Below are 14362 nucleotides of genomic sequence, written 5' to 3'. Positions count from 1 at the left end.
CCGCTCGAACTCGCCCGCCACCTCACGGAAGATGTGCACCGCCTCCGACTCCAGGGAGTCCAGGTGGCTCAGGGCGTACGGGCTGACCGTGCCCTCCTCGGTCTGGGCGACGGTCGTCGTCATGCCAGTCCCCTCTCGCTGAGCAGGGCGTACACCGACGCCGCGGACTCCTGCACGGTCTGCTCCTGGGAGTCGATCCGCAGGTCGGGCGTCTCGGGGGCCTCGTAGGGGTCGTCGACCCCCGTGAGGCCGGTGAGCTCGCCCGCCGCCTGCTTGGCGTACAGGCCCTTCACGTCACGCACCGAGCACACCTCGACGGGAGTCGCCACGTGCACCTCCAGGTAAGCGGTTCCACTCTCCTGGTGACGCTTGCGCACCGCCTCGCGACTGTCGGCGTACGGCGCGATCACGGGCACAAGCGTTTTCACACCGTTACGGGCGAGCAACTCGGCCAGGAAACCGATGCGCTGCACGTTGACGTGCCGGTCCTCACGGCTGAAGCCGAGGCCCGCGGAGATGAACTCGCGGATCTCGTCGCCGTCGAGTACCTCGACGAGGTGGCCTTCCTCGCGCAGCCGGTCGGCCAGCTCGAACGCGATGGTGGTCTTGCCGGCGCTCGGCAGACCCGTGAGCCAGACGGTGGCTCCGGTCGTCACGTGGTTCTCCCGGTTCGTAGAAGTGGGGGTGGACATGCGGGTGTGCGGCACAGGGACGTCATGGGGGTCAGCCGTGCAGCCCGCACTCGGTCTTGGCCCGGCCCGCCCAGCGGCCCGCGCGCGCGTCCTCGCCCTCCAGGACCCGGCGGGTGCAGGGGGCGCACCCGACCGACGCGTAACCGTCCATCAGCAGGGGGTTGGTCAGCACGCCGTGCTCGGTGACATAGGCGTCGACGTCGTCCTGGGTCCAGCGGGCGATCGGCGAGACCTTGACCTTCTGCCGCTTCTCGTCCCAGCCCACGACCGGCGTGTTCGCCCGGGTCGGCGACTCGTCGCGTCGCAGGCCGGTGGCCCAGGCCCGGTAGCTCTTGAGCCCCTGCTCCAGCGGCTGCACCTTGCGCAGTTTGCAGCACAAGTCGGGGTCGCGGTCGTGCAGCTTCGGCCCGTGCTCGGCGTCCTGTTCGGCGACCGTCCGGCGCGGGGTGAGCGTGATGACGTTGACGTCCATCACGGCCTCCACCGCGTCCCGGGTGCCGATGGTCTCGGGGAAGTGGTAACCGGTGTCGAGAAAGACGACATCCACACCCTTGAGGACACGTGAGGCCAGGTGCGCCACCACGGCGTCCTCCATCGAGGACGTCACGCAGAACTCGCTGCCGAAGGTGTCCACCGCCCACTGGAGGATCTCCAGGGCGGACGCTTCCTCCAGGTCGCGGCCCGCCTGCTCGGCCAGCGCCTTCAACTCGTCGGTCGTACGGCCTTCCTGAACGGTCGTCATGTCCGTTCCCCTCCCGTGTCGGCGCGCTGAACGTTCCGGGCGAGCAGCCCGAGGAACTTCAGCTGGAATGCGCGGTTGCATGCCGCGCATTCCCAGGCGCCGTGACCGACCTCCAGGGCTTCGCTCGGCCGGAGGTCCTCGTCGCCGCAGTAAGGGCAGTAGAAAGGGGCAACCCGCTCGCTCATGAAAGAGCCTCCTCGCTGGCCCGCGAGGCCCAGGCGGCGAACCGCTCGCCGTCCTCGCGCTCGTCCTGGAACCGCTTCAGCAGACGTTCCACGTAGTCCGGCAGTTCATCCGAGGTGACCTTCAGCCCGCGGACCTTGCGACCGAAACCGGCTTCCAGTCCGAGCGCGCCACCGAGATGCACCTGGTACCCCTCGACCTGCTCGCCGCGGTCGTCCAGGACCAGCTGGCCCTTGAGCCCGATGTCCGCGACCTGGATGCGGGCGCAGGCGTTCGGGCAGCCGTTGATGTTGATGGTGAGCGGCTCGTCGAACTCCGGGAGTCGTCGCTCCAGTTCGTCGATCAACGCGGAACCGCGCTGCTTGGTCTCGACGATGGCGAGCTTGCAGTACTCGATGCCGGTGCAGGCCATGGTGCCGCGCCGGAACGCGGACGGCCGGGCGGTCAGGTCCAGTGCTTCCAGCGCCTCGACCAGCGACTCGACCTGCGCCTCCTCGACGTCGAGGACGATCATCTTCTGCTCGACCGTGGTACGCACCCGTCCCGAGCCGTGCGCCTCGGCGAGCTCGGCGATCTTCGTCAGGGTGGCGCCGTCCACCCGACCGACGCGCGGTGCGAAACCGATGTAGAAACGGCCGTCCTTCTGACGGTGCACGCCGACGTGGTCGCGCCACCGGTCCACCGGCTGCTCGGGAGCGGGACCGTCGGCCAGTTTGCGTTGAAGGTACTCGTCCTCCAGTACCTGCCGGAATTTCTCCGGACCCCAGTCCGCCACCAGAAACTTCAGCCGGGCACGGTTGCGAAGCCGTCGGTAACCGTAGTCCCGGAAGATCGAGACGACGCCCTCGTGGACGGCCGGCACCTCGTCCAGCGGGACCCAGGCGCCGAGGCGTACGCCGATCTTCGGGTTCGTGGACAGGCCGCCGCCCACCCACACGTCGAAGCCGGGGCCGTGCTCGGGGTGGTGCACGCCGACGAACGCGACGTCGTTGATCTCGTGCGCCACGTCCAGCAGCGGCGAGCCGGAAACCGCGGTCTTGAACTTGCGGGGCAGATTCGAGAAGGCCGGGTTGCCGACGATGCGGCGGTGGATCTCCTCGATGGCCGGCGTGCCGTCGATGATCTCGTCCTCGGCGATGCCGGCCACGGGCGAGCCGAGGATGGTGCGAGGCGTGTCACCGCAGGCCTCGGTGGTGGAGAGACCGACCGCCTCCAGGCGGTTCCAGATCTCCGGCACGTCCTCGATGCGGATCCAGTGGTACTGCACGTTCTGCCGGTCGGTGATGTCGGCCGTGCCGCGCGCGAACTCCTGCGAGATCTCCCCGATGACACGCAGTTGCTCGGTGGTCAGCCGCCCACCGTCGATGCGCACCCGCAGCATGAAGAACTTGTCGTCCAGCTCCTCCGGCTCGAGGATCGCCGTCTTGCCGCCGTCGATCCCGGGCTTGCGCTGGGTGTACAGGCCCCACCAGCGCATCCGGCCGCGCAGGTCATTGGGGTCGATCGAGTCGAAGCCCCGCTTGGAGTAGATCGTCTCAATGCGTGTCCGCACATTGAGACCGTCGTCGTCCTTCTTGAACTGTTCGTTGCCGTTGAGCGGGGTGAAGTGACCCGCGGCCCACTGGCCCTCGCCGCGGTGACGGCTCACCTTGCGGCGGGGAGTCGCGGCGGCAGGGTTCTGCGGGGTGGCGGCCATGGGTGATACGTCCTTCGGGACAGGCGGGAAGCGGCTCTGACCTGCGCGTACGGGCGCATGGGAAGATGATGCGTGTCATTGCGCAGGCAGGAGGCTCCTGCGGAGACGTCGGCGGTGCTGCGGCTCGTCAGCTCGCCGGACAGATGGCGCTGGACATGCGGCCGAGGTCGACGTGCCGCCGACTCACCAAGGCAATTCCAGTTCCGGACATGGCGAAAGCGTGTCACGGCGATCTGGACACAGTCCAGCTTCGTCCGCGATGCGGACACCCTTGTCTCGGTCTACGAGACAAGGGTGTCCTCGATCACATGGGCTGCACGCTCTCTTGTCCGCGCAGGTCAGAAACGGTAAGAGCGGCAGATCAGGCAGGGAAGGCCCCGGGCCAGGGGCCCGGCGCGGACACCTCCGGCTGTTCCTCCACCTTGGTGTCGAACAACGTGAAACCGCGCCGCTGGTAGTTGTCCATCGCATGTTCGCCGTCCAGGCTGCAGGTGTGCAGCCACACCCGCTTGGTCTGCGGCAGCGCGGGCCAGCGTTCCGCCACATCCCAGGCCCGGCCTACGCCGAACGACAGCAGATGGCCGCCGATCCGCCGTCCACGGAAAGCGGGGAGCAGACCGAAGTAAACGATTTCTACGTTCCCGTCGTCCTGCGGCTCCAGCTCGACGTATCCCGCCGGTGTGCCCCGGTCGTAGGCGACCCAGGTCTCCACTCCCGGACGCGCCAGGTACTCCTGCCACTGCGCGTACGTCCAGCGCAGCCGGTCGATCCAGCGGATGTCCCCGCCGACGGACGCGTAGAGAAAGCGGCTGAACTCGGGAGAAGGAACCTCGGAGCGGACGATCCGGACGTCACCCTCCGGCGCGGCGGCCGCGAGGAGATCAGCCGGGTCCGTCTGCTCGAGGGACCAGGTGGTCACGGGGATGTTGGCCATGCCCGTCAGGGAATCATTTACTCCGTCGTTCTGTCGATCGAGCCAAGCGGCAAAGCGAAAAGCGCCCGACCCGACTGGGTCCAGACCTCGCCGGTCGCCTCCCAGTAGGAAAGCGATTCCGTCTGCGAGCTCCAGCAGCTGTGCGTTTCTGCGGCCCCGCACACCGCGGCGCCGGAACCGTTCGCCTTGTCGTCCGTCCTGTCGACGTCTGCGGACTGCCGCCAGAGCGTTCCGTGCCGGTCGCGCGGACCTGCGCCACGGGTCACGTACCACTGCTCCCCGTAGGACAGCACGCCCCGCACGTCGGTCAGTTTCGTCTCGTACGCCTGCGAGGCATGGACCCGGCCGGCCGGCCCCGCCGCGAGGAGCCCCGCGTGCCCGGGGGCGGTGCTGAAGGGGTAACGCCACAGACGGGCGCCCCGGTCCCCCTCGTCGAGGGTCCACTCGCCGGCCACCAGGCTGTCCGGCACGGTGCTGCGGTCAAGAGAAACCGTTGCCGGACGCGGCGCGTCCGAGCCGCCTCCCAGCTCGTAGGAGGCGACGGCCGGCAGTACGAAGCGGTAACCGTGTGCGGACCAGCCGCCCGGCACCCGGCCGACCGCGTCCTGGGCGACCGTGGCCCGCTGGACGCGGTTCATGTCGTAGACGTAGAGCGCGGCCCGATCCCCGTCGTCAGCGGTAACCAGCAGCTTGTCCTGGTACCAGACCATCCCGGAGACGTGGGAGACCAGGCCCCGATAGTCGCGCCCCCCGTCGACCGGGACGGCGAGCAGCGCCCAGGTGTACGCAAGGTGGTTCAGGTCGCTCGCGTTCACGAAGCCGACCCTGGCCAGCCCGTGGTCGGCCGTCGAACCGCCGCTGCGCGACCAGCCCGAGAGGATGACCTGGTTCGCGCCCCAGACGCCGTCGTCGTCTGCGTCTCCCGACGTGGTGACCGCGCCCGGCTGCCATCCCCGAGTGTCGTCCGTGTTCCAGCAGTACGCACGTGTGGCCGTGGGGGAGACGGGCAAGGCCCTGCGCTCGGCGGGCGAGCAGTCGATCGCGTCCCGCAGGGTGCGGTCGGCCTCGTCCAGCACGGCGCTGACGCCGACCGGTCGGCCCATCCCGGCGGCGAGCCGGTTGAGGGACGCTTGTGGAACCACGTCCTCCGTGAGCTGCAGCTTTCCGATCTCGGCTGTTGCTGTAAGGGGTTTCAGACGCCCTGGTCCGTCGTGGGTGACCGTCGCCTGGGAGGCACTGATCAGGGTGGCTGCAGCGGTCAGAGCGAGGGCGGTCCCGGACAGAAACGCCCGCACCGCCCTGCCTCGCCTGCGCCGACGGTGTCGCCCGCGATGTCTCATTCGTCCTCCCGAGGCGGGCCAACTGCGCCTGATGATCCGTACGTTGACCGAGGAGCAGGTGGGGTGACCCGTAGAGGGATGCTACGGCAGTAGGCCACCTCTGAGGACGAAGACTGCGCAAATATGCGGAAGAGGCCACCGGAGAAACGACGATGCGTCATCGTTGCTGCGGTGCCGACATCCGGTTTCTCACCACTGCGGGCGCTGTCGAGTGGGGCAACAGGTTCTGGAGATCGGTCGGCAGCAGCACCTCGACCTCGGCATGCTCGCAGAAACGATACGGCCGGTGTTCCAGCAGACCGCCCAGATACCGTCGTACCCGAGACATCTCGGCTCGCACCGTCACTGTCCGGTGCGGGTCGCCGAACATGTCCTCGGCCAGTTCCGCCGCGCTGCGGCCACCGTGGTGAACCGCCAGCAGGAACAGCAATTCGGCGTGCCGAGGACTGAGTTCGTGGGACCACGACCTCGCGTTCCCCGACACCGTCACCGACCAGTTCCGGGCCCTGGTCAGGTCCAGCACGATCCGTGTCGCGTCGCGCGCCGCCGGCTCGGCGGCCTCCTCCACCGAACGCACCAACCATCCGTCGGCCAAGGGCTCGATCGAGCACGCCCCGATCGGCGGCAGCCACCGACGTCCCGGCGACGGCGACTTGGGCAGCGCGATCCGGCTCACGTACGGCATCCCGGTCACCGCCGCCGTCCACCCGTCCGCGTCCACCGCCGCCGCCCGGCCGCCGACACGGGCCAGCACCGGCGCCGCCACCGCCCGCAACCGCTCCAGCGAACCCAGATGCCGCTCACGCAGCCCGGCCTCGGCGAGCTTCGCCACGGAGTCGACCCAGGCGAGAGTGGCCGGGTGCATCGTCTCCAGGGGCCCGCTGACGTCGACCACACCCAGCAACCGGCCGTCGCGCGGGTCCGTGATCGGAGCGCCCGCACAGGTCCAGGCCGTGTGCGAGCGCACGAAGTGCTCGGCGGCGAACACCTGTACGGGCCGGCGCACCACGGCCGGCGTCCCCACACCGTTGGTGCCGACGACGGCCTCGCCCCAGTCCGCGCCCAGTACGAACCCGAGCCCGTCGGCCTTGCGCAGCACGGGGTTGCAGCCCTCCCGCCACAGCACCCGGCCCTCCGCGTCGGCGACCACCATGATGTGGTGCGCCACGTCCGCGACCGAGAGCAGCCCCTCGCGCAGCACCGGCAGCACCTCCCGCAACGGCGACTCCTCACGCCGTCGCCGCACCTCGTCGGAACTCAGCAGACCGGATCTGAAATCGTGTTCCGGATCGACGCCGCTGCGCAGCATGCGCTTCCAGGACTGCTCGATCACCGGGCGCGGCGCCACGCGCGCCTGCTGTCCGGCCAGCCGGGCATCGCGTACCTCGTTGAGCACCCGCGCCGCCCTCGCGGCGTCGACGGCCGCCAACTGCGGCACGTTCATCGGTGGCATCACCACTGGGCCTCCCGGAGGCGCACAGGCCGGCGACCGGAAGTCAAGTTTTTGCGGCAACTGTTTCCGGTCTTACTGAAGCCCCCTATCTTGCCGTCCACGCGTGACGGAGGGGCATAGTCCGGTCACAACCGCCGAAGAGTTGCAACCCCCTGCAACCCTGGTGAACGTCCACAGACTGTTTGAAACTTGAGTCACGCCGCCCCGAGCGGCGATTCTGGCCTCGCAGGGCCATTAGGGCGGGGGTGGTGCCGTGTCGGCGCAGCACCACCCCCGCTTCCTGTTTTTCCCCGCTTCTTCCGCGCCCTTCCAGACGTTTTCGCAGGCCGAAGGTGTCATGTCTGGGGCGATGCGCGATCGACGATCGACGCCAGGTCCAGAGTGTGCGGCAACGTCCCGAAGGCCGAGCCGCCGTCCCCGCCCAGTCGCGAGGCGCAGAACGCGTCGGCGACCTGAGGCGGCGCAAATCGTACGAGCAGTGCGCCCTGGAGTACCAGTGCGAACCGTTCCGCCAATCGTCGGGCCCGTCCCTCGGCGCCGTCCAGATCGGCCAGGTCCGTCAGCAGGCCCTTGATCGCGCCGTCCAGCCGGTGATCGGCCCCACGCGCCTGTCCTACCTCCTGCAGATAGGCGTTCAGCGCCTGCGGCTCCCGTTGCAGAGCCCGCACGACATCCAGCGCCTGGACGTTGCCCGCGCCCTCCCAGACCGAGTTCAACGGTGACTCACGCACGAGCCGGGGCATCCCCGACTCCTCGACGTAACCGTTTCCACCCAGGCACTCCGACGCCTCCACCGCCACTGGCGCGCAACGCTTCGTCACCCAGTACTTGGCCGCCGGCACCGCGATCCGCAACAGCGCCCGCTCCTGCTCGCCGTCGTCGTCGCAGGCCGCGGCCAGCCGCAGCGCGAGGGCGGTCGCCGCCTCCGACTCCAGCGCGAGGTCGGCCAGGACATTGCGCATCAAGGGCTTGTCGACCAGCTTCCCGCCGAACGCCTCACGGTACGTGCAGTGATGGATCGCCTGCGTCACCGCCTGCCGCATCAGCCCCGCCGACCCCAGCACGCAGTCCACCCGGGTCGCCGCCACCATGTCGATGATGGTGCGCACCCCGCGCCCCTCCTCACCGACCCGGCGCGCCCACGTCCCGTCGAATTCGACCTCGCTGGAGGCGTTGGAACGGTTTCCCATCTTGTCCTTGAGGCGCTGGAGACGGAAAACGTTACGGGTACCGTCTTCGAGAACCCGCGGTACCAGGAAACACGTCAGCCCTCCCTTGCTCTGCTGTGAAGCCGCCTGGGCCAGCACCAGGAAACCGTCCGACATCGGGGCCGAACAGAACCACTTGTGGCCGGTCAGCTCGTATGTCCCGTCCTCGGCGAGCGGAGTGGCGACCGTCGTGTTGGCCCGTACGTCGCTGCCGCCCTGCTTCTCCGTCATCCCCATGCCGAACAACGCCCCGGCCTTCAGATGAGCCGGCCGCAGCTCACGGTCGTAGATCGTGGACGTCAGCCGAGGCTCCCACTCGGCGGCCAGATCCGGGTCGGCGCGCAGCGCAGGGACTGCGGCGTGGGTCATCGACAGCGGACAGCAGTTGCCCGCGTCGACCTGTGTCCAGACCAGGAACCCGGCCGCCCGCCGCACATGACCGCCCGGCCGGGACCAGGCGGCCGTCAGCTGGGCGCCGACGCCCTTGCCGAGCAGCCGGTGCCAGGCCGGGTGGAACTCGACCTCGTCGATGCGGTGGCCGTAGCGGTCATGGGTGCGCAGTTTCGGCGGGTAGTCGTCGGCCTGCGCCGCCCATTCCTGCACCTGCGCGGATCCGGCCGCCCGCCCCAGCGCCGACAACTCGCTGTGCGCCTCGTCGACCAGACCCGGATCCAGGTGCCGTTCCACGGCCGCCACCAGTGCCTGGTCGGCGCCGTACACGTCGTACCCGTTCAGGGGCGGGGGCTGGTTGGTCACCGTGTGCGTGCTGCCTGCCATAGCCCGAACCTACCCCCGGGTACGGCGGTCATGGCCGTCCGAAGCCCCAGCCGTGTTCCCCGACCCGGTGAAGCTGTCTCGCCGGAGGTGAGTGCGACCCCGAACGGCGGATACCTTTAGGGCGTGCAGCCAGCAAGTCACTCACCCGAGCAACCCGGGAGCCCCGCCGGGCGTCTCCACCGGGCGCGTGCCCTTTATCGGAACGTCTCCAAGCGGCGGACCGCCTGGCTGCTGTTGAAGGACACGGTCAACTCCTGCGTCGAGTACCGCATCCTCGGACTTGCTGCAGAAGCCGCATTCTTCACGTTGCTGTCCGTGCCTCCCCTGCTGCTCAGCCTGATCGGCCTGCTCGGCTACGTCGACGACTGGACCGGCACCGACACCATCACCAGCCTGGAGACCAACCTCATCGAGGCCTCCCGCACGGTGCTGTCGGACAAGGGCGTGCGACAGATCGCCCAGCCGATCCTCGACGACGTGCTGAAGGGCGGCCGTCCCGACGTCATCTCCATAGGCTTCCTCTTCGCCCTGTGGTCCGGATCTCGCGCGGTGAACGTTTTCATCGACACCATCACCGTGATGTACGGCCTCGACGGCGTGCGCGGCATTGTCAAGACACGACTGGTGGCGTTTCTGCTGTTCGTGGCGGCCCTGCTGATCGGCTCGGTGGCCCTGCCGCTGATGGTGGCGGGACCCGACGCCGTGGTGCGGATCGTGCCGTGGTCGACGACCGTGGTGCAGGTGCTGTACTGGCCCGTCGTGATCGTCCTGTCGGTGGCCTTCCTGACGACGCTCTACCACGTTTCCGTACCCGTGCGCTCGCCGTGGATCGAGGACGTACCCGGCGCGCTCGTAGCGCTCGCCATGTGGGTGCTGGGCAGCTTCCTGCTGCGGATCTACCTGACCAGCACCATCGAGGGCGCCACCATCTACGGCTCCCTCGCCGCCGCCGTGGCCGTTCTGCTGTGGATCGGCGTGTCCGCCTTCGCCGTGCTGGTGGGCGCCGCCGTCAACGCGGCGATCGACCGGGTCTGGCCGGCCGCCGCGACGGCCGCCGCCCGCGCCGCCAACGAGAGGCTGCGCCAGGAGGAGGCCGCGGAGTACGTCGCGCGCATGACCGTGGCCCGCTCCCACGAGGACGACGACCCGGACGACCCGGACATGCCGTCCGAGTTCCCCGAGCGATGGTCCCGCTTCCTTCCGCCGGAAGACCTGACGGGACGGTTCCGCGCTCACGTGAAGAGCTCCCCGAGAACGAACGGAACGGACGGCGGCAACGGGGAGGAAGAGCGCCCGGAGGAGTGACCGCTCGGTGACGCGGCGGATCGTGCTGAGCGGGCAGTCGGGGTCGCGGTGGGCTTCGGTGGAGGATGCCGTCGGGGTGGCGGTGGCTCGGGTACCGGAGTCGTCTGCGTCGCAGTGGCGAGGACGCTTCGGTTTCACCGTGGGCTGGGGAGGGGAGGCTGCGGAGTCGCAGCCACTCCGGGGACAAAGCCCGGCCGAGACGCCCACGGCCCTGCCCCGAACACTGTGCCGACGCCTGTGGCGCGCTTCCGCAGGCGCTGATCCTCAGGAGCGGAGAGTGCGCCTGTCCCGACGGTCGTCTGCTGAACGCCTCCCCGAAATCGGGGTGCCCGCACTTGGGGCGACCGCCTCGCTGGATCCACAGTTGTCTTGATCGCCGCGACCTGTTGTGGAGCGAGATCAGGAACCGGTTGCTCAACGCGTTGCCGCTGCTGTCCCCACCTCCGACGTGTGGCAGTGCCCGGTAACGCCACGTTCCATGGGAGAGATCATTTCGCGACGAACCAGGACAGGAAGTGGTTCTGAACCGCATGCCTCACCTGCTGATCATCGCCGCGCTGCGCCCGGGTTCGTCCGTCCTGGAGCGGCGGTGCCCGCCTGGTGCTGGGCGTCGGCCAACCTGACATGCCGCGATGCACGGCGTGGACCAGCGCAATGCCCAGCGAGTGCCGGCAACGGCCGCAGACGGGCTTTTCTCACTCCCGACGGCGTAGGCTGCGCGTGTGTACGAGGAGCGGCCCTCCAGGCTGAGCGGGGCGGTGGTGTGGACGAACACGCCGTCGACGGAGCCCGCCGCGCACCCCGTGCTGCCGGACGGCTGCATGGACCTGCTGTGGAGCCAGGGCAAGCTCCTCGTCGCAGGACCTGACACCCGGGCCTACATCCCCGAAGGCCCGCCCGCCTCCTGGGCGGGCATTCGCTTCTTCCCCGGCACCGCACCTGGCCTTCTCGGTGTGCCGGCCCACGAACTACGCAACCGGCGCGTGCAGTTGGCCGACCTCTGGCCGGTGCAGGAGGTACGGCGCTTGAGCGATCGGATCGCTGCGGCACCGCACCCGGCGTCGGCCCTGGAATCGCTGGCGCTGGAGCGTGCCGCGCCGCCCGAGCGGGCACTGCGCACGCTGGTATCCGCCCTCGCTGCAGGCCGTTCCGTGGCCACAACGGCCGACGAACTCGGCTTCGGCGCAAGACAGTTGCACCGGCGTTCCCTGGCAGCATTCGGCTACGGTCCGAAGACGCTGGCCCGGATCCTGCGCCTGCAACGGGCCCTCGCCTTCGTTCGAGCAGGCCTGCCGTACGCAGAAACGGCAGTGCAATGTGGTTACGCCGACCAGGCCCATCTCTCGCGGGACGTCAAGGAGTTCACCAATGTGACGCTGGGAGAACTGCTGCGCCGGCAGTAGGGTCCAGGCAGGATGGACCGGGCCGACCGGCTGCCGCCCAGCGATGCGGTCCGCCCGGCAGTCGCGTAGGCGTGGGCGATGGCGAGGCCTCCAGCGTGCCGTCCCGTTACTGGAGCAACGGCGCGAAGAGGTCGACGCCATTGCCGTCGGGGTCGAGCACCACGGCGTAGCGCTGGTCCCAGAAGGCGTCCCACGGTTCCAGTTCCCCGCGGTGACCCATACCCACCAGCTGCTCGTACACCGTGTCTACCTCGCTGGGCGTGTCGCAGCGCAGTGCGAGGGAGGATCGGCCGCCTCCGGAGGGCGGCTGCCACTGAGGATGGAACGAGCGGACAGTGTCTTCAGTGTCGAGGAGCAGCCGCAGGCCGCCTGGGAGCTCGGCCTCGGTGTGTGGTTCCCGCTCGGCTCCCTCGGGAAAGGCCAACCCGAGCTGGCGGTAGAAGGCGACGGAGGCGGTCATGTCGGAGACGACCAGCCCTATGGCATCGAATCGTGGACTCATATGGCCACGGTAGGCAGAAGCGGTGTAACCGGTCTTGAAAGAAACGGACACGTCAGCTAGTGGGATGCCATCGCCGCACGCTTCGAAACCGGCTCGGCTGTGTCCCTGCCCTCCGCCTGCGTCATGTCCTCTGCTTTCGCCGCTGCCTCTGGTTGGGTCTCGAAATCGCTTACTCAGCGGTTTCCGGTACCTGCCGGGGGTGGATGCGCCATTTCGACGTGACCATCCACCTGAGAGGAGGACTCCAATCCGTTTAGGCTCACTCGCATGACCGTTCGGCTGCTCGTGTACACCCGTACCACCGAATACCGCCACGCCTCCATCCCGGACGCTGTCGCTGCTGTCCGAGGCCTGGGCCATTTCGCCGTCGATCACACCGAGGACCCGTCGGCGCTGGAGGCCTCGCTCGACGCATACGCAGCTGTCGTCTTCCTCTCCACCAGCGGCGAAGTGCTGACTCCGGCCGGACGAGATCGGCTCACCCGCTATGTCGAGTCGGGCGGCGGTTTCGCCGGGGTGCATGCGGCGGCCTGCACGGAGTATGACTGGCCGTACTACGGTGAGCTCCTCGGCGCTCGCTTTGACCGTCACCCCGAGTACCAGCCCGGCAAGGCGCTGGTCGAAGACCGTGAACACCCTGCGACGTGCTTGCTACCGGACGTCTGGCGCTTCACCGACGAGTGGTACGACTTCCGGGCCAACCCGCGCGACCAGGTACGTGTTCTGGCCGTGGCCGACGAGTCGTCGTACGAAGGCGGCGGCATGGGGAGCGACCACCCGCTGATCTGGTGTCGTGAGCAGGGCCGAGGACGCGTTTTCTACACGGCGCTCGGCCACGCGGCTGACGCCTACCATGATCCTTCCTTCCTCGCCCATCTGGTGGGTGGGCTCATGTGGGTGGCCCGTGCCGAGTGAGTCCAAGTGACGTTTCTTCGGTGAACTGCTTGCGCCATCGGGGTGAGTGAAGGCGGTGCGCTGGACGGGGCCGACAGGCGCGTCGAGATCCTCTTGATTCGGAAGACGTTGCGCAACGCCTTTCCGGAAATCTTTCCGGGAAGGGATACCAGGAGGAGCCCCACGTTGACTTACGGGACCAAGCTGCGGGAGCAGATCGCAGGCCCTGGTACCACCCCCCTGATCGGCGTGTACGACATGTACTCGGCATCGATCGCGGCCCAGCACTACGACGGGATGTTCGTTTCCGGGTTCGGATTTGCAGCCTCGTACTACGGGCTGCCGGACATCGGTTTCATCGCGTGGCCGGACATGATGGCTTTCGTGCAGAGGTTGCGGGGCGCGTTCCCGAGGCACCACTTGCTCGTCGACATCGACGACGGATACGTCGACCCGGAGGTCGCGTGTCACGTGGTCGAAGGCCTAGATCGAATCGGCGCGTCCGGCGTCATCCTGGAGGACCAGAAACGGCCGCGCCGATGTGGGCACGCGGACGGCAAGCAGGTGCTGCCGTTGCACGAGTACCTTGCCAAACTCGAGATGGTGCTGGCGACCCGTCGGGACCTGGTCGTGGTCGCCCGCACGGACGCCACTGACGAGAAGGACATCCTCCACCGTGCTGAGACCATCGCTGCCACGGACGCGGACGTCGTCTTGGTCGATGGCGTCCGCAGCGTGGAGTGGATCCGTAGGATCCGCGCTGTGGTCGGCGACAAGCCGCTGCTGTTCAACCAGATCGCCGGCGGTAAATCACCGCGTCTGTCTCTGAGTGAGCTGTCCGACCTCGGCGTGGATGTCGCGATCTACAGCACCCCGTGCCTCTTCGCGGCACATGAGGCGATGCACTCCGCCCTTGCAGAACTGAAACGGACGGACGGGCGGCTCCCCAGCCCGGACGTCAGGAACAGCGTCGGTGTGGCGACTGCGACCCGCCTTCTGGAGGGCAACATCGCGCACCGCCGCGCGGTCGCGGAGAACGCAGCGTCCCGGGAAGAAACAGGAAACACTCGAGAAACAGGAAAGAGGAAAGGAACGGGAAACGAAGGGAACCAGCAGGAGATCGAAGGAGGGAAGAAGCGAATGACAAAAGCGAACGTGTGAGGAGGTAAGCGTTTACGCAACCATGCTGCGCGCGATGTTCGGTACCCACGAAAGCTACGACAAGTGTCGATT

General features: G+C 68.4%; 14 protein-coding genes and 1 pseudogene. 4 read left to right on the top strand and 11 right to left on the bottom strand.

All coding sequences use genetic code 11. The features are described from left to right. The 10 genes and pseudogenes from ACFVYK_RS26235 to ACFVYK_RS26190 all read right to left on the bottom strand — a co-directional run. A pseudogene (locus tag ACFVYK_RS26235) lies at positions 1-123 on the bottom strand (sulfate adenylyltransferase small subunit); the annotation flags it as partial. Further along, positions 120-692 carry an adenylyl-sulfate kinase gene (cysC, locus tag ACFVYK_RS26230; protein WP_389778215.1) on the bottom strand — a complete coding sequence of 191 codons (573 nt, stop codon included), beginning with the start codon at positions 690-692 and terminating at the stop codon, positions 120-122. The pseudogene ACFVYK_RS26235 and the gene cysC, both read right to left, overlap by 4 nt. A gap of 31 nt (positions 693-723) precedes the next feature. Beyond that, on the bottom strand, positions 724-1434 hold the full coding sequence (locus tag ACFVYK_RS26225; protein WP_389778214.1) for a phosphoadenylyl-sulfate reductase: 711 nt from the start codon (positions 1432-1434) through the stop codon (positions 724-726). Further along, positions 1431-1619, bottom strand: a complete 189-nt coding sequence (locus ACFVYK_RS26220) for a hypothetical protein (RefSeq protein WP_389778212.1) — start codon at positions 1617-1619, stop codon at positions 1431-1433. The genes ACFVYK_RS26225 and ACFVYK_RS26220 overlap by 4 nt, the downstream gene beginning before the upstream one ends. Further along, positions 1616-3313, bottom strand: a complete 1698-nt coding sequence (locus tag ACFVYK_RS26215) for a nitrite/sulfite reductase (RefSeq protein ID WP_389778210.1) — start codon at positions 3311-3313, stop codon at positions 1616-1618. The genes ACFVYK_RS26220 and ACFVYK_RS26215 overlap by 4 nt, the downstream gene beginning before the upstream one ends. Before the next feature lie 127 nt (positions 3314-3440). After that, positions 3441-3524: a putative leader peptide gene (locus ACFVYK_RS26210; protein ID WP_309486338.1), complete on the bottom strand. Its 84-nt coding sequence runs from the start codon at positions 3522-3524 to the stop codon at positions 3441-3443. A gap of 150 nt (positions 3525-3674) precedes the next feature. Continuing rightward, positions 3675-4247 carry a GNAT family N-acetyltransferase gene (locus ACFVYK_RS26205; RefSeq protein ID WP_389778209.1) on the bottom strand — a complete coding sequence of 191 codons (573 nt, stop codon included), beginning with the start codon at positions 4245-4247 and terminating at the stop codon, positions 3675-3677. Positions 4248-4264: 17 nt separating this feature from the next. Beyond that, positions 4265-5587 (bottom strand): hypothetical protein, encoded by a 1323-nt coding sequence (locus ACFVYK_RS26200; RefSeq protein ID WP_389778208.1) that lies wholly within the window; start codon positions 5585-5587, stop codon positions 4265-4267. A gap of 157 nt (positions 5588-5744) precedes the next feature. Next, positions 5745-7031 carry a GAF domain-containing protein gene (locus ACFVYK_RS26195; RefSeq protein ID WP_389778221.1) on the bottom strand — a complete coding sequence of 429 codons (1287 nt, stop codon included), beginning with the start codon at positions 7029-7031 and terminating at the stop codon, positions 5745-5747. A 344-nt stretch (positions 7032-7375) separates the two neighbouring features. Then, complete coding sequence (locus tag ACFVYK_RS26190; protein ID WP_389778207.1) at positions 7376-9025, bottom strand: acyl-CoA dehydrogenase family protein; 1650 nt, start codon at positions 9023-9025, stop codon at positions 7376-7378. Positions 9026-9148: 123 nt separating this feature from the next. On the opposite strand from ACFVYK_RS26190, the gene ACFVYK_RS26185 reads away from it, so the two are divergent. Continuing rightward, a complete protein-coding gene (locus ACFVYK_RS26185; RefSeq protein WP_389778205.1) occupies positions 9149-10330 on the top strand; it encodes a YihY/virulence factor BrkB family protein in 1182 nt (393 codons plus the stop codon). Between the two features lie 722 nt (positions 10331-11052). Continuing rightward, entirely contained in the window at positions 11053-11733 is a 681-nt protein-coding gene (locus ACFVYK_RS26180) for a helix-turn-helix domain-containing protein (protein WP_389778203.1), read from the top strand. 106 nt (positions 11734-11839) lie between these two features. Here ACFVYK_RS26180 and ACFVYK_RS26175 read toward each other — a convergent pair whose 3' ends face one another. After that, a complete protein-coding gene (locus ACFVYK_RS26175) occupies positions 11840-12235 on the bottom strand; it encodes a VOC family protein (RefSeq protein ID WP_389778201.1) in 396 nt (131 codons plus the stop codon). A gap of 267 nt (positions 12236-12502) precedes the next feature. Here ACFVYK_RS26175 and ACFVYK_RS26170 point away from each other — a divergent pair, with 267 nt between their 5' ends. Together ACFVYK_RS26170 and ACFVYK_RS26165 are read left to right on the top strand one after the other, a co-directional pair. Continuing rightward, a complete protein-coding gene (locus ACFVYK_RS26170) occupies positions 12503-13150 on the top strand; it encodes a ThuA domain-containing protein (RefSeq protein WP_389778200.1) in 648 nt (215 codons plus the stop codon). A 165-nt stretch (positions 13151-13315) separates the two neighbouring features. Then, positions 13316-14290: an oxaloacetate decarboxylase gene (locus ACFVYK_RS26165; RefSeq protein WP_389778219.1), complete on the top strand. Its 975-nt coding sequence runs from the start codon at positions 13316-13318 to the stop codon at positions 14288-14290. The last annotated feature ends 72 nt before the right edge of the window (positions 14291-14362 follow it).

Source organism: Streptomyces sp. NPDC058291, from assembly GCF_042880855.1.
GTDB lineage: Bacteria > Actinomycetota > Actinomycetes > Streptomycetales > Streptomycetaceae > Streptomyces.
This window is presented reverse-complemented; position numbering and strand designations above follow the sequence as displayed.